Annotated in this window: 14 protein-coding genes; 7 read left to right on the top strand and 7 right to left on the bottom strand. The window is 66.8% G+C overall.

All coding sequences use genetic code 11. The features are described 5' to 3' along the window. The first annotated feature begins 29 nt into the window (after positions 1-29). The gene (locus HTIA_RS07490; RefSeq protein WP_008527751.1) at positions 30-1151 is read left to right on the top strand and encodes a tRNA (guanine(26)-N(2))-dimethyltransferase; all 1122 of its coding nucleotides are present in this window, start codon (positions 30-32) and stop codon (positions 1149-1151) included. Between the two features lie 46 nt (positions 1152-1197). Here HTIA_RS07490 and HTIA_RS07485 read toward each other — a convergent pair whose 3' ends face one another. The 3 genes from HTIA_RS07485 to HTIA_RS07475 all read right to left on the bottom strand — a co-directional run bounded on the left by HTIA_RS07485 (position 1198) and on the right by HTIA_RS07475 (position 4099). Beyond that, entirely contained in the window at positions 1198-2538 is a 1341-nt protein-coding gene (locus tag HTIA_RS07485; RefSeq protein ID WP_044950745.1) for an outer membrane protein assembly factor BamB family protein, read from the bottom strand. A 92-nt stretch (positions 2539-2630) separates the two neighbouring features. Next, the gene (locus HTIA_RS07480; protein ID WP_008527753.1) at positions 2631-3650 is read right to left on the bottom strand and encodes an NADP-dependent oxidoreductase; all 1020 of its coding nucleotides are present in this window, start codon (positions 3648-3650) and stop codon (positions 2631-2633) included. Between the two features lie 68 nt (positions 3651-3718). Continuing rightward, on the bottom strand, positions 3719-4099 hold the full coding sequence (locus HTIA_RS07475; RefSeq protein WP_148290941.1) for a hypothetical protein: 381 nt from the start codon (positions 4097-4099) through the stop codon (positions 3719-3721). 119 nt (positions 4100-4218) lie between these two features. Here HTIA_RS07475 and HTIA_RS07470 point away from each other — a divergent pair, with 119 nt between their 5' ends. After that, on the top strand, positions 4219-5538 hold the full coding sequence (locus tag HTIA_RS07470) for a YihY/virulence factor BrkB family protein (RefSeq protein WP_008527755.1): 1320 nt from the start codon (positions 4219-4221) through the stop codon (positions 5536-5538). A gap of 2 nt (positions 5539-5540) precedes the next feature. Next, the gene (locus HTIA_RS07465) at positions 5541-6383 is read left to right on the top strand and encodes a phosphatase PAP2 family protein (RefSeq protein ID WP_008527756.1); all 843 of its coding nucleotides are present in this window, start codon (positions 5541-5543) and stop codon (positions 6381-6383) included. A 10-nt stretch (positions 6384-6393) separates the two neighbouring features. Here HTIA_RS07465 and glnA read toward each other — a convergent pair whose 3' ends face one another. Further along, the gene (glnA, locus tag HTIA_RS07460) at positions 6394-7764 is read right to left on the bottom strand and encodes a type I glutamate--ammonia ligase (protein ID WP_008527757.1); all 1371 of its coding nucleotides are present in this window, start codon (positions 7762-7764) and stop codon (positions 6394-6396) included. Positions 7765-7890: 126 nt separating this feature from the next. Here glnA and lrp point away from each other — a divergent pair, with 126 nt between their 5' ends. Beyond that, positions 7891-8349 (top strand): HTH-type transcriptional regulator Lrp, encoded by a 459-nt coding sequence (gene lrp / locus HTIA_RS07455; RefSeq protein ID WP_008527758.1) that lies wholly within the window; start codon positions 7891-7893, stop codon positions 8347-8349. Positions 8350-8537: 188 nt separating this feature from the next. Here lrp and HTIA_RS07450 read toward each other — a convergent pair whose 3' ends face one another. The 3 genes from HTIA_RS07450 to HTIA_RS07445 all read right to left on the bottom strand — a co-directional run bounded on the left by HTIA_RS07450 (position 8538) and on the right by HTIA_RS07445 (position 11331). Beyond that, a complete protein-coding gene (locus HTIA_RS07450) occupies positions 8538-9206 on the bottom strand; it encodes a potassium channel family protein (RefSeq protein ID WP_008527759.1) in 669 nt (222 codons plus the stop codon). A gap of 525 nt (positions 9207-9731) precedes the next feature. After that, on the bottom strand, positions 9732-9824 hold the full coding sequence (locus HTIA_RS17510) for a hypothetical protein (RefSeq protein WP_008527760.1): 93 nt from the start codon (positions 9822-9824) through the stop codon (positions 9732-9734). 43 nt (positions 9825-9867) lie between these two features. Beyond that, positions 9868-11331, bottom strand: coding sequence for an MATE family efflux transporter (locus tag HTIA_RS07445; protein WP_008527761.1), 1464 nt, complete (start codon positions 11329-11331; stop codon positions 9868-9870). Positions 11332-11689: 358 nt separating this feature from the next. Here HTIA_RS07445 and HTIA_RS07440 point away from each other — a divergent pair, with 358 nt between their 5' ends. The 3 genes from HTIA_RS07440 (at position 11690) to prs (ending at position 14067) form a co-directional block, all read left to right on the top strand. Then, a complete protein-coding gene (locus HTIA_RS07440; RefSeq protein WP_020936203.1) occupies positions 11690-12247 on the top strand; it encodes a pyruvate kinase alpha/beta domain-containing protein in 558 nt (185 codons plus the stop codon). A 73-nt stretch (positions 12248-12320) separates the two neighbouring features. Then, complete coding sequence (locus HTIA_RS07435) at positions 12321-13151, top strand: HVO_0234 family beta-propeller protein (protein ID WP_008527765.1); 831 nt, start codon at positions 12321-12323, stop codon at positions 13149-13151. 76 nt (positions 13152-13227) lie between these two features. After that, complete coding sequence (prs, locus tag HTIA_RS07430; RefSeq protein ID WP_008527767.1) at positions 13228-14067, top strand: ribose-phosphate diphosphokinase; 840 nt, start codon at positions 13228-13230, stop codon at positions 14065-14067. Positions 14068-14082 lie beyond the last annotated feature (15 nt).

The following is a 14082-nucleotide window of genomic DNA, read 5'->3' as shown; positions in this document are numbered from 1 at the left end:
CTTTTCCTCACGGGCGGCCCAGCGTCGGTATGCGCGAACGCGAAGGACGGGTCACGGTCGAGGTCCCCGAACAGGACGGCGAGGGGATCGGCGAGTCGGTGTTTTTCAACCCCGTCCAGGAACTCAACCGCGATCTGACGGTGGCCGCGATCCGGGCCGTCCGCGAGCGCGTCGAAGAACGGGACGGCCACCCGGTCGAGACGTATCTCGACGCCACCGCAGCGACCGGCATCCGCGGCGTCCGGGCGGCCGCAAACGGCTTCGACGCGACGCTATGTGACGTCGACGAGGCTGCGGTCGAACGCTGCCGTGAGAATCTCGCGAGAAACGACCTCGAGGGCGAAGTGCTCCACCGGGACGCCAACGCCGTCATGCACGAACGCCAGTTCGACATCGTGGATCTGGACCCCTTCGGCACGCCGATCCCGTTCGTCGACGCCGCCCTCCGGAGCGCCGGACGGATGCTCGCGGTGACGGCGACCGACCTCGCGCCGCTGTGTGGCGCACACTTCGAGAGCGGCGTCCGCTCCTACAGCGCCGTCCCGCGAAACACCGAGTACCATTCGGAGATGGGCGTCCGGGTCCTGCTGGGTGCGCTGGTTCGGACCGCCGCCCGCTACGACATCGCCGCGTGGCCGGCACTCACCCACGCCACCGACCACTACGTCCGGACATATCTCGATCTCGAGCGCGGTGCGCGCGCGGCCGACGACGCGATCGGCGAACTCGGGTACGTCCATCACTGCCAGCAGTGTCTGTATCGCGAGAGCGAGCGAGGCCTGATCGCCCATCCCCCCGAAGAATGTCCGAAGTGTGGCCAGCACCTCCAGACCGCCGGCCCGCTGTGGCTCGGGGCGACACAGGACACGGACTTCCTCGAGCGCGTCCGGAGACAGGTCGACGACAGGATGGGAACCGCCGAGGAAGGTCGGGAGTTGCTGGAGACGCTCGCCGACGAACTCGACGTGGCCACCCACTACGACCAGCACCGACTCACGAAGCGCTGGGGCGAGAGCGCGGTGGCGATGGAGGACTTTCTCGACGCGCTGCGGGAAGCCGGTCACAAAGCCTCACGGACACACTACGGCGGGACGACGTTCAAGACGACCGCCGACGTGAGCGAGATCCGGGCGGCGATCCTTGGAGACTGAAAGTGTGCAGTGAGCGCACATTGACCGCCAGGCGAAGCCGGCCGGGTCACCGCTCGGCGGCGACCGCGTGGTGACCGAGCGTTCCCAGCCGCACCCGGGATCCCTCGCTCGATCCGTCGACGCCCGCGTCCAGGGCGTATACCACGCCATCGATCGGCGCGCCGCCAGACGACGGCGTTGGGCTCGGCCCACCGACGTAGACGATGCCATCGACGACTGTCGGCGATGAGCTGACCGCCGCTGCTGGTTTGGCGAACGCCCACTCCCGCTCGCCCGTGGCCGCATTCACCCCGTATAACACACCCAGGTACGTGTACTCGGCGTCAGTTTTGGCCGCGGTGCCGACAATGACGAGCCCATCGACGACCGTCGGCGATGACGGGACGCTCGACAGTTCGCGAAACCCCCCGGTGAATGCCCACTCCCGCTCGCCCGTCGCCCCATCCACCGCGTACAACGTCCCGTCATAGGAACCGACGTAGACGGTCCCGTCGACGACCGTCGGCGATGAATACACGCCCCCAGACGGCTCGGTGAACGCCCACTCCCGCTCGCCCGTCGCCCCATCCACCGCGTACACCGTCCCGTCATCGGAACCGACGTAGACGGTCCCGTCGACGACCGTCGGCGATGAATCGACGGAATCTGACGGCTCGGTGAACGCCCACTCCTGGTCGCCCGTCGCCGCATCCACCGCGTACAACGCCGCATCTTCGTGATTCTCCTGTCGATTCCCGTACGATCCGACGTAGACGGTTCCCGCCGCGACCGTCGCGGACGATCTCACGGCTCCAGACGGCTCGGTGAACGCCCACTCCCGTTCGCCGGTCGCCGCGTCCACCGCGTACAGCGTCGAACCCCAGGTTCCGACGTAGACAGTTCCGTCCCGGACGGTCGGCGATGCGTCTATCTGGCGTGGTGGCTCGGTGAACGCCCACTCCTGATCGCCAGTCTCCGCATCGATCGCGTACAGCGTCGGCCCCGATCCGATGTAGACCGTCCCCGCCGCGACCGCTGGCGAAGATTTGATCGACTCCGATAACTCGGTGAACGCCCATTCTCGCTCGCCGGAGACCGCATCCAGCGCGTACAACGCCGCACTCTCAACAGAGTTCCCCATCGATCCGACGTAGACGGTCCCGTCGATGACCGTCGGCGACGACAACACGTTCCCGGCTGGCTCACTGAACTCCCACTTCACGTCGCCACCACTCTCGTCGGAAACAGTGGTAGAATTCCCATTCTCGTCGGTAACAGTGGTCTCATCGTCGTTCTCGTCGGTAGAACCCGAGCTCTCAGTCCCCAAGCCCACACAGCCGGCGATCGTGCCGAATCCCAGCCCAGTGGCCGTTTGCAGTACGTGACGCCGACTCACTCGGCGAGTCATATCATTCCTTAGTGTAAAATAAGTATATAAGGCTGTTGCTGATTCAAATGAACGTGTCTCTGCGAGGCAGAAAACATCGACTGACAGCGGGGCTAGTTCGTCGAGTCGGCGACGGCAACGACCTGTTTGCCGATGTTGTCGCCGGAGAACAGCCCGAGGAACGCCTCTGGGGCGTTGTCGAGTCCGTCGACGACAGTCTCGCGATGACGGATCGCGCCGGACGCGACCCACTCGCCGAGTTGTTCGGTGGCTCCCTCGAATCGGGTGGCGAAGTCTTGGACGAGCAACCCCTGGACCGTTGCGCGCACCGGAATGAGCTGGGGGAGTTTCCGCGGGCCGGTCGGCACGCCCTCGTCGTTGTAGTGGGCGATCTGCCCGCAGACGGCGACGCGCGCGTCGAGGTTGAGCTTGGTGAACACGGCGTCGGTGATCGGCCCGCCGACGTTGTCGAAGTAGACATCGACGCCGTCGGGCGCGGCGTCGTCGAGTGCCGCCCGGTAGTCGTCGACCGCCTTGTAGTTGATTGCCGCATCGAAACCGAGGTCGTCGGTGAGCCACGCGACCTTCTCGTCGGTGCCCGCAAACCCGACGACGCGACAGCCGCTGAGTTTCGCGATCTGGCCGACGACGGAGCCGACCGCACCCGCAGCGCCGGAGACAACGACGGTGTCACCGGGGTTGGGGTCGCCGACCTCAAGCAGCCCGAAGTACGCAGTCCGGCCGGGCATGCCGAGGACGCCGAGGGACGCCGGCGGGTCCGCGACCGAGGGGTCGACGGGGGCGACGCTGTCGGCATCGAGGACGCTGTAGTCGGCCCACGTCCCGTTGCCGGTGACGAGGTCGCCCGCCTCGTAGGCGTCCCCCTTGCTCTCGACGACTTCGCCGACGACAGCACCCGCCATCGTCTCGCCGACCGCCCACGGTTCGGCGTACGATTCGGCGTCGCGCATCCGCCCGCGCATGTAGGGGTCTACGGAGAGATACCGCACGCGGACGAGGAGTTCGCCGTGTCTTGGCTCCGGGACGTCGCTCTCCCGGAGTTCGAAACTGTCCATGTCCGGTTCGCCCTCCGGGCGCTGTGCAAACACCCACTCGCGGTTCGAGTTACGCATGAGTTACCTTGCGGTCTGACACCGAAAGCGATTCCGCTCGCAGCGACGCGTGGGGTAGAACGGCGAAGTTACCCAAAAACCCGCCCAAGTACCCGATACACGAGACCGTACACCGGTCGGAGGAGGTGGTTGAGGAGCGCGAGCAGCCCGAGGACGCCACCCAGAGTCTGGAGTTCGCCGGCCGACGCGCCCACAAACCAGAGGACGATCGCGCCCGCAAGCAGGGGCGCGGGTGGAATCGACCGGAGGTAGGCGTCGGCAGCGGGATGAGAGACGACCCCGGCGAAGTGATGCCGGAAGGAGAACGCGAGCGCGCCGACCGCGACGAGGCCGAGGCCGAGCGCCGTCGTGCCCGACTGACCCACGAGGCCGAGCGCGATCAACAGCACGCCGGCGAGAAACCCCGTCCCGGTGAGTTGTCGGACGCGACGGGCCAGTCGCTGGTGCATGTCCATGGCGACGGGAGGCCCGCAAGTAACAGTTTCCGTTCCGGTCGCCGGCCACGTCGAGAGCGACGACCACACGCGTCGGGGGAGCGGTTTTGTCCGTCCCCCTCCCAGAGAAAGATATGACACACCTCGTCCGCGATCCCGTCGGGACGGGTCGCGCGATTCTCGCCCAGACCCGGGAGGCGCGACTGTCCTTCGTCGCGGCCGCCACGGCCTACTACGCGTTCGTCTCGATTTTCCCGCTTGCACTCCTGGTCGTCGCCGTCGGGACGTTGCTTGGCGGTGAGGCACTCGCCGAGCAGATCGTCGCCGGCGTCGCCAGTGTCCTCTCGCCGAGCGGTCAGTCCTTGCTAGAGGACGCCATCGCGGGTGTCGGCGGTCGAAGCGAGGCGACAGTGATCGGGGTCGTGGGACTGCTCTGGAGTGGACTCCGGGTGTTTCGTGGGCTGGATACCGCCTTCGCGACGGTCTACGACACTGTCGAGGACCACAGCTTCCTCGAACAGGTCCGCAACGCCCTTCTCGCGCTCTTCGCGCTCGGCATCGGTGTTCTCGCCGTCGTCGCGAGCCACCTCCTGTTCGGCCGGATCGCCCTCCCGCTCGCGGGCGTGCCGGACGCGGTCGCCCTCACAGCAGCCCTCTCCGTGGCGCTGTTGCCCCTCTATGCCGTCTTCCCCGACGTCCCCGTCTCCCTGCGGGCAGCCCTCCCGGGGGCGATCACTGCGGCGGTCGGGTGGACGGTACTGAGCGTGTTGTTCACGTTCTATACCGCCCACGCTGCCATCGACGTCTACGGCGTCGTCGCGGGCGCACTGCTATTTGTGACATGGCTATACTTCGGCGCACAGATTCTCCTCCTGGGCGCAGTCGTCAACGCGGTGCTCCTCGACCGGGACCGGCAACTACAACTTGCGGGCGATCCCAGTGCCAGCCATCCAATGACCGGGACGGACGGCACGGCCGGGGACGGGCCGGACGACGACGAGACCGAACCACCAGACGCCCCGGACGCCGCGACGGACGCGACAGCTGTCGATCGCGACGACGGCGCGGACGCACAGGGCGGTGACACTCCGGGCGGGGACGCGCCAGGAGAGATCGAGGAACTCCGCGAAGAGATCGAGCGTTTAGAGGACGAGATCGACGACCGAACAGTCCACCGTGAGCGCGTCGAGAGTGACCTCCGGCGGTACGTCCGTCGACGCGTCCGTCGCGGGCACGCCCACGGCTGGGGGCCGTATCTGGTGTTGCTGTACGGCACGGCCATGACGCTCGGGGCCTTCTACTTTCTCGGCGGCGGCTGGGCCGTCCTCGCGATGCTCGTGATCTGGCTGTCGACGCTCGGCCTGTACGCGTTGATGTTGCTCGTCGGCGTGACGTTCAAAGCCATCGGAACACCGGGTCGGCTACTGGATCGTCTGCGGGACTGGCGTTCCTGACCGTGTCGGCACTCGAGGGGGCGGTCTGGTTCGGCGTCTCGCTGGTGACACTGCTCGGCGACCCGCTGGTGATCGGCGGGCTGGGCTTCGTAGTCTACTGGTTCGGGGACGTGACGCGGGGGATTGGCGGACAGTTCGATCCCGACCGCAGCGCACTCGCCTTCGCCGCCGTCGTGGGCGCGCTCGCCCTCTCGACCGCGCTCAAGACTGGCTTCGGGATCGCGCGGTTGCCGGGCGCAGCCGACCTTCCTGGGCTGGCCAGCATGCCCGACGTCGTCGTCCCGGTGTACACCTGGATCGTCGGCCCGGGCGGCCACGCCTTTCCGAGCGGTCACGCCACGGCAGCGACGGTCGGCTGGCTGGGGTTGGCGTGGGCAGTCCGGGGGGAGAACCGCAACCGGGGGCTCGCCCTCGCCAGCGGACTCGTGGTCGCGATCGCCGTCTCGCGGGTCGCACTCGGCGTCCACCGACCGCAGGAAGTCCTCGCGGGCATCGGCGTGGGGCTGGCGTACCTGGTCGTCACGGTCGGCCTACTCGGCCGGCCACGGCGGGCGTTCGCGCTCGCCGGCGTGATCGGTGTCACCGGGCCGATCGCCGTTGGACTGACTCGAGACAGTCTGCTGGTCGCCGGGGTTGCCCTCGGGACGGCGATGGGCTGGGAGCTGACTCGCGAGCGAGACGGCCTGGCCGTGACTGGGCCGGCGGTGGCGACGCTGCTCGGGGCGGTTGTGGTCGTAGTCGCCACAGTTGGTCGATCCGGAGCGATCGAGTCGGCAGTGGCGCTCGTCGGGATGGCTGGCGGCGCGGCGATCGTGGCCGGACAGCGATGGATAGAAAAGATATAGATCTGACAGATCAGAACTTCTCGAGGTAGCGATCGAGTTCCCACTGCGAAACGTCGACGAGGTACTCCTTGTGCTCCTGGCGTTTAGCCTGGAGGAACTTCCCGCCGGTGTGGGGGCCAAGGGCGTCGAGGATGACCTCGTCGTCTTCGAGGGCGTCGAGGGCTTCACCGAGGTTCTCCGGCAGCGTGTCGATACCGTACTCCTCGCGTTTGTCCTCGTCGAACTCGTAGATGTTCTCCCGGACGGGGTCGGGACAGTCGAGATCGCTCTCGATACCGTCGAGGCCGGCGTGGATGAGTGCGGCAAAGGCGAGATACGGGTTCGAGGACGGGTCGGGGAACCGCGCCTCGATCCGGCTGGCGGCTGGAACGCGCGCGGCAGGCTTGCGAATCAGCGCCGAGCGGTTGCGGTCCGACCACGCGACGTAGACGGGTGCCTCGTAGCCCGGGACCAGCCGTTTGTAGCTGTTGACGGTCGGGTTCGTCACGGCGGTGATCGCGGGGGCGTGTTCGAGGATGCCTGCGAGGAACTGCTTTGCCGTCTCGCTCAGGTTGAACTCGTCCTCGCCGTCGTGGAAGGCGTTCTCGCCGTCGGCGGTGAACAGCGAAATGTGGGTGTGCATGCCTGACCCGTTGATCTGCGGGATGGGCTTGGGCATGAACGTGGCGTGGAGGTCGTGTTCGGCCGCGATCGCGCGGACGACCGACCGGAAGGTCGCGACGTTGTCGGCCGTCGAGAGCGCGTCGTCGTAGGTGAAGTTGATCTCGTGTTGGCCCTCGGCGACCTCGTGGTGGGAGGCCTCGATATCGAAGCCCATGTCCTCCAGTCCGAAGATGATATCTCGGCGGACGTCGCTCGCGAGGTCCTTCGGCGCGAGATCGAAGTACCCACCGACGTCGTTGGTTTTCGTGGTCGCGCGGCCGTCCTCGTCCTCCTCGAAGAGGAAGAACTCGGGTTCGGGCGCGACGTTGACTTCGTAGCCCATCTCGTCGGCGCGATCGATAGCCGACTTGAGAATGCCACGCGGGTCTCCCTCGAAGGGTTCGCCGGTCGAAGTGTTGATCACGTCACAGATGAGTCGTGCTGCGGCACTGTCCTCGCTGGTCCGCCACGGGAGCAGCGAGAACGTCGAGGGGTCGGGGTCCAGACGCATGTCCGACTCCTGGATCCGGACGAACCCGTCGATCGACGAGCCGTCGAAATAGATTCCCTCAGTGAACGCCTTCTCGGCCTGGTCGGCCGTGATCGAGACGTTCTTGACCGTCCCCAGAATGTCCGTAAACTGCAACCGCAGGAAGTCAACGTTCTGTTCGTCGATCTCCTCGAGTACCGCCTGTGCCTCGGCGGAGAGGCCGCCGTCGGTGACCTGTTCGTTTGTCATCTTTCTCGTCACATGGAGGAAATGCGCCCGGTATAAAAGCCCTGCCGATCTGCGCAAATCTTCCGCTCCCGGCCAGGAATTGGATGTTCGTAAAATTCTAATGGGAGGGACGCCTGATTCAGTCCAATGACGTACGAAAATCTCGACCGCAAGCTCATCAATGCGCTACTCGACGACGGCCGTGCGAGTCTCCGCAGCCTCGCCGACGACCTCGACGTCTCGGTGACCACCGTCTCGAATCACCTCTCGACGCTCGAAGAGGAGGGGATCATCGAGGGCTATACGCCGAAGGTCGACTACGACAAGATCGGCTACGACGTGACGGCGATCCTCCAGCTCAAGGTCGAAGGGAGTGCGCTCCCGGACGTCACCGACAGTCTCCGCGAACACGAACAGATGATCAGCGTCTACGAGGTCACCGGCGATTACGATATCATCGCGATCGGGAAGTTCGCCGACACAGACGACATGAACGCCGAGATCAAGAGCTTACTCACCGACCCGGAGATCCTCGAATCCAACACCAGCGTCGTCCTCAACGCCGCTGTCGAACACGAACAGTTCGAACTCGAGGTCGAGGAGTGAGCGAACCGCTCCGGGCCTGATGCCAAAAGAGACCGCCGTCGTGCAGTCGTCTGACGCAGTTTTAAGTGTGGAGACGGCTACACACCTCGTGGGCGCGCACCGACGACCGCGTCGTTCTTTCCCATCCTCCCACAGCGCGCCCGGGCACCCATTTTCGGTCCGGTCGAGTGACGCCGACAGCCGGCGAATCAGGCGGGCGATTCCGCAGCCGCGAGGCTGGCACGGACGTCCGCGACGCGGTCCGGCGGAGCGGTGATCGCGATCCGGTCGCCGGCCTGAATCGTCGCCCGCGGCAGCGGGATCGACATCGGTTCGTCGTCCCGACCGTGGGCGTACACCTGGGCGTCGCCCGGCAGATCGAGCGTGACCACGCGAGTCCCGACGGCGGGCGACCCCTCGGGAATCCGGATCGAAGCGACCGTGAGGTCCTCAGTCAGGTCCGCCAGGACGTTGAAATCGCCGCCGAGCAGCGCCGTCTTCGCGCCGGCCGCGCCGAGGCGTTCGGGATAGATCACCTCGTCGACGTCGCTGGCGTACTTCTCGTAGAGTTCCTGGCGGTAGTCCTCGTCGATGCGCAACACCGTCCGCGCGCCGTGGTGTTTCCCGACCATACACGCCGCGAAGTTGGCGTTGAGGTCGCCGGTCAGCCCCGCGATGGCGTCGGCGGTGGCGATCCCGGCCGCTTCTAAGACATCCTCGTCGTTGCAGTCCCCGCGGACAGTCTCGAACCCTTCCTCGCGCGCACGCTCGGCCTTCGTCGCGTCGACCTCGACGATCGTCACGTCGTGGCCCTCCTCAGCCAACACCCGGGCGGTTCGCATCCCCACGCGACCGAATCCCACGATGACGAATTCCATATCTGTGTGATGTGCCACCACACCTAAAAACGCTCCCTTCGCTGCAAGCGACGCAGTCGAGAGTTCACAGGCGGAAAACCCCAGCTGACACGAGTAGACAGGCTCGCCGGAGATGGGGGACACCGGTTCGGAGACGGCATCAGCCCGTTCCGGGACAGAACAGGACTCGATTGGCGTGCAGGTGGCAGTGCGCTCGATACTCGGTGGACGGAACGGCCATATCGACTGCCGGACCGCGGGACGGACCTGACGAGCCATCCGCACGGACCGGCACTCAGCGGGCGTTCGTGTGTAGATGGCTCACCTCCGTATGAGTATTGTTGACACTCGTCACAATATAAGTCTTTCTGTCAGTGCGAAATTCGACGAGGAATCGCGACAGACACGTAACGACCGCGTTCGATACCGAATGTGCAGTCAGTTTTTCGGAGAATCGTAGAAGAACGTTTCAGGACCAGACAGCACGCGTTTCGGAGAGTGCGACGGCGGCGACTCACGGAGATTCCGGACCACTCTCGCGACGTCTCAACCGGCCAGGGCGGTGTTCACGATGAGGGCGAGCGCGCCGAGCGCCGAGAGGCCGACCGTACCGAGGACGATCTTCGTTGCAGTGCTCATAGGAGGCGCTACAGCAGGAACCCATAAAATAGCCGGGGTGCGGTCAATCGTCGCCGGCACCCACACCCGACTGGCGGGCGACAGCCTGCCAAGCTCCGCTCCGGAAGCGGCCGGTATTGACGACGGCCCGGACGTAGAAGTCGGCGACGATGGCGACGAACACGGCCGGGAGCCCGAGTCCCAGCCCGATCGGGATCGACACGCCGGCGACAGTGATCGCGTAGCCCGCCGGCAGCGCCAGGGCAGCGATCGGGAGCCGGACGGCGTAGGTTCCGAGGGTCGTCCCGTAGAGCGGCCAGCGCGTGTCGCCCGCGCCACGCAGGCTCCCCCGCATCGTCCGTGAAACCGAGAAGCCGGCGACGGCGAGCCCGAACACCCGGACGAACGTGACTGTCAGTCCGACGTGTTCGGTGCCGAAGGCGAGCGCGATGGGACGGGCGGCGATCACGAGCAAGGCAGCCACCGGAAGCTGGGTCGCCAGTGCGATTCGGAGCGTCTGCCAGCCGTAACCCGTCGCCTCGCTGTCCTCGCCCCGGCCGATGGCCTGCCCGACGAGGGTGCTCGCCGCCGTCGCATACCCCCAGGCCGGCATCATCGCCAGCATGATCGCCCGCCGGCCGATGGCGTAAGCGGCGACCACGGGCGTCCCGAGCACGCCCAGGACAAACAGGAACGGAAACCGGCCGAACGTCTGGAGGAGGCGCATCCCCGCAAGTGGCGCGGCGACGCGGACGATCTCGGCGACGAGGCCGAGATCGACCTGTCGGCCACCGGGCCGGAGTGCGACGGTGAACCGCCCGGAGACCAGAAGGCCGAAAAAGACCGCCGCGGCGACAGCGTTGGCGATCACCGTCCCGAGGGCTGCGCCGGCGATCCCCAGCCGCGGGGCGGGACCGAGCCCGAATATCAGGACGGCGTTGAGTGCGATGTTGGTCGGCAGCGTAAGCAGCCGGACGTACATCGGCGTCTCGGTGTCCGCGCCGCCGGCCAGCGCGCGTGAGGCGACCATACTGAAAAACCGGAACGGCAACGCGAGCATGACGAGTCGGAGGTACGTCCCCCCGAGGTCGATCGCCACTGGATCGCCCGTCAACAGCCCGACCAGTGGCTCGGCGAACACCCACGCGATGGCGGTCAACGGCAGCGAAATCGCCAGGGCCAGCCACAGCGACTGTTTGACCGCCAGGTCTGCCCGTGCGTGACGGTCGGCCCCCTTCAATCGGGAGACGACACTGATCGTCCCGCTCGTGACCGCCAGCGAGAGCCCGAAGCCGATGAAGAAGTACTGAAAGCCGAACTCCAGGCCGGCGATGGCGGCGTCCCCGAGCGCGATGCCGACCATCATGAAGTCGGCCATCCGCAACAGCACCCGCAACGCGCCGGTCACCATCACCGGCGCGGCCAGGTCCAGCGCCTCGGTAGCCGGCTGTCGCTCGAGCAGCCCCAACCGGGCGAGCCCGGCCGGAAACGTCCGGAGCGCGCGACGAAGTCGATCGCGTAGCCCCATCGTCTCACACCCTCGCCCCCCACGTCTCTGAACCTTTCGGCTCGGAGAGACGCTCACGGGTCACCCCGGGTCAGCCATGCGTCTGACACCCGTCAGCGACCCGACCGGTCGCGAACCCCCCTGTTTCGCCTCGAACGACCATCGGTACCATGCCACACATATCTGTGACCCCCTGATACCGCCATACGCGGCCGCCAGCGGTGCGCTATCGACGACTCCACAGACAGGTGATCGAACGTGTCGGATCGGAACGCACACGAAATCGAATGTCCAGTTGATCCACGCGAAACAGACCTTTTGCAGAGCGGTCGCTGACGAGCCGAAAAGCACTCCGAACAGGCGCGAGACGGTCCGGACGATGATCCGCACAGACGAGATAGACACCGAGGAGTTACTCGACCGGGCGAAAACGTACGCCGAAGATCAGGACGTCGACGCCGTCTGTGTCGCCTCAACGTCGGGCGAGACAGGCGCGAAAGCAGCCGAGCGCTTCGGCGAAGACCTCGTGGTCGTCGGGCATTCGTACGGCTTCGACGAGGAGAACGAGCAGGAACTCGACGCCGACCACGTCGAGGCGATCGAGGCCGCCGGCGGCGACGTCTTCGTGGGGCCGATGGCCTTCAGCAACGTCGGGTCGGCGATCGCCGAGCGCGGCGGCTACTCGACTCACGAGGTGATCGCCGACGTGCTCCGGCTGTTCGGGCAAGGCACGAAAGTCGCCGTGGAGAGCCCCTTGATGGCGTGTGACGCCGGGCTGGTCGACAGCGGTGCGCGCGTGCTCTCGATCGCCGGTACCGGCAGCGGCGCGGACACCGCACTCCTCGTCCGGGCGGCCAACACCCGGGACTTCTTCGACGCGCGCGTCCTCGACGTGGTCGGAAAGCCGGCCGAAGCCGAGAACCTCGTCTACTGGTGAGTGGGACTTCTCGGGGTAGCTGCTTCCAGGCCGCAGTCGATACACGTTTGCCGACGCCGACCGGTTCTCCGACATGGGCGAGATGGCAGAAGACCGGATCTACGCCGACCGCCGGGCCAAGACCGACGTCTACGTCGGGTCGCCGCTCGGCCTGACGCTCGTGGCCGTCTCCGACGACCGCGTCGGCCGGTTCAGGCTCCTCCGGCGCGGGGCCGTCCGGGACATCGCGACCGGTGACGGTTCGGTACTGATCGCAACTGACGAGGACGTCTATCGAAGCATCGACGGCGGCGAATCCTTCGCGGCGACCGACTTCGGTCCGGCTGTCGCAGTCGGATCTGGCGACGGGGTGATCGCGGCCGACCCGGACGGGGCGGTCGCTCGACTCGACGAGGAAGCCGAAGAGTGGCGAGCGCTCGGTAGCGTCGCGGACGCCCACGCCATCGACGGCGGGTGGCTGGCTGCCGGCGACGGTGTCTATCGGGTCGGCGACGACGGGCTCGAAGGCACCGGACTCCCGACAGCCAGAGACGTCGCGGCGGGCGAGACGGTCCTGGCCGCGAACGCCGACGGCGTCTATCGGTACGTCGACGGTGAATGGATCCAGGAGACGGCCGGGGACGTCCAGGCGATCGCGACCGACGGCGAACGCGCCCACGCGGTCGGGGCGGCCGGGCTCTACGAGTACGAGGGTGGCACCGACGACGACGGCGTGTGGACGCGCCGGGAATCACCGATCGACGAGCGGATCGTCGATGTCGGCTACGCCGGCGGAATCGTTGCAGTCACCGGGGCGGGGACGATCCTGGTCGATCCGGCGGCGGCTAAAGACGGCGCAGAAGGCTGGCGAACGCGATCGCTCGGGCTCGAGGACGTCTCCGGGCTCGCCGTCGCCGAGGCGTGAGGGACGCCCGATCGCCGTGGAGCGACGAATCGGCGAGATCGAAAACGGGTTTAGGACCCGTCGCCTGAGAGTAGATATGATCCTCAGCGGGTCGGCCTCACAGACCCTCGCTGCGAGACTCGCGGACGAACTCGGGGAATCGCTCGGTGCGACCACGACCAAGCGCTTTCCCGACGGCGAACTCCACGTCACCGTCACCGAACCGATCGACGAGCGGGCGATCATCGTCGCCTCGACGGTCTCGAGTGACGCCCACATCGAACTCCTCCAGTTGCAGGACGCCGCCCGCCAGGCCGGGGCCGACGAAGTCGTCACGGTCCTGCCGTACATGGGATATGCGCGCCAGGACCAGACCTTCGAGCCCGGCGAGATCATCTCGACGCGGGCCGCCGCGCGCGCGATCTCGACCGGAACCGACCGCGTGCTGACAGTCACACCACACGAGAACGGCGTCGAATCGTTCTTCGACGTGCCGACGACAGTGATCGACGGCGCGCCGCGGCTGGCTGAACCGCTGCCCGAAGACCTCACCGACCCGCTGTTTCTGGGGACGGACGCCGCGGCCGCCCCGCTGGCCGAGGGCGTCCGGGACGCCTACGGCACTGGCGACAGCGATCATCTGACCGAGCCGGCAGACGGCGAACGTCCGGCACCGACCGAGACGACGCTCGCGGGCCGTGACGTCGTCGTGGTCGACGACGTCGTCGGCACCGGTTCGACGATGTCCGGTTCTGTCGCGGTGGTCGCCGATGGCGACGCCGAGCGAATCTTCGCGACCTGCGTCCACCCGGTGTTCGCGACCGGCGCACTCAGCAAGATCGCCCGCGTCGGTGCCGAATCCGTCTACGGGACTGACACGCTCGAGCGTGTCATCAGCGACGTCAGCGTCGCGCCGGCGCTGGCGGCGGCGCTGTAGGGCTGTCCCGCGAAC

It is taken from the genome of Halorhabdus tiamatea SARL4B, assembly GCF_000470655.1.
Lineage (GTDB): Archaea > Halobacteriota > Halobacteria > Halobacteriales > Haloarculaceae > Halorhabdus > Halorhabdus tiamatea.
This window is presented reverse-complemented; position numbering and strand designations above follow the sequence as displayed.

Excerpts from the sequence above, each read along its gene's own strand:
- HTIA_RS07440 (WP_020936203.1), top strand. The coding sequence starts at position 11,690 with ATGATCCGCACAGACGAGATAGACACCGAGGAGTTACTCGACCGGGCG.
- HTIA_RS07475 (WP_148290941.1), bottom strand. The coding sequence starts at position 4,099 with ATGCACCAGCGACTGGCCCGTCGCGTCCGACAACTCACCGGGACGGGG.
- HTIA_RS07480 (WP_008527753.1), bottom strand. The coding sequence starts at position 3,650 with ATGCGTAACTCGAACCGCGAGTGGGTGTTTGCACAGCGCCCGGAGGGC.
- HTIA_RS07445 (WP_008527761.1), bottom strand. The coding sequence starts at position 11,331 with ATGGGGCTACGCGATCGACTTCGTCGCGCGCTCCGGACGTTTCCGGCC.
- HTIA_RS07485 (WP_044950745.1), bottom strand. The coding sequence starts at position 2,538 with ATGACTCGCCGAGTGAGTCGGCGTCACGTACTGCAAACGGCCACTGGG.
- HTIA_RS07490 (WP_008527751.1), top strand. The coding sequence starts at position 30 with ATGCGCGAACGCGAAGGACGGGTCACGGTCGAGGTCCCCGAACAGGAC.
- lrp (WP_008527758.1), top strand. The coding sequence starts at position 7,891 with ATGACGTACGAAAATCTCGACCGCAAGCTCATCAATGCGCTACTCGAC.
- prs (WP_008527767.1), top strand. The coding sequence starts at position 13,228 with ATGATCCTCAGCGGGTCGGCCTCACAGACCCTCGCTGCGAGACTCGCG.
- HTIA_RS17510 (WP_008527760.1), bottom strand. The coding sequence starts at position 9,824 with ATGAGCACTGCAACGAAGATCGTCCTCGGTACGGTCGGCCTCTCGGCG.
- HTIA_RS07435 (WP_008527765.1), top strand. The coding sequence starts at position 12,321 with ATGGGCGAGATGGCAGAAGACCGGATCTACGCCGACCGCCGGGCCAAG.
- glnA (WP_008527757.1), bottom strand. The coding sequence starts at position 7,764 with ATGACAAACGAACAGGTCACCGACGGCGGCCTCTCCGCCGAGGCACAG.
- HTIA_RS07450 (WP_008527759.1), bottom strand. The coding sequence starts at position 9,206 with ATGGAATTCGTCATCGTGGGATTCGGTCGCGTGGGGATGCGAACCGCC.
- HTIA_RS07470 (WP_008527755.1), top strand. The coding sequence starts at position 4,219 with ATGACACACCTCGTCCGCGATCCCGTCGGGACGGGTCGCGCGATTCTC.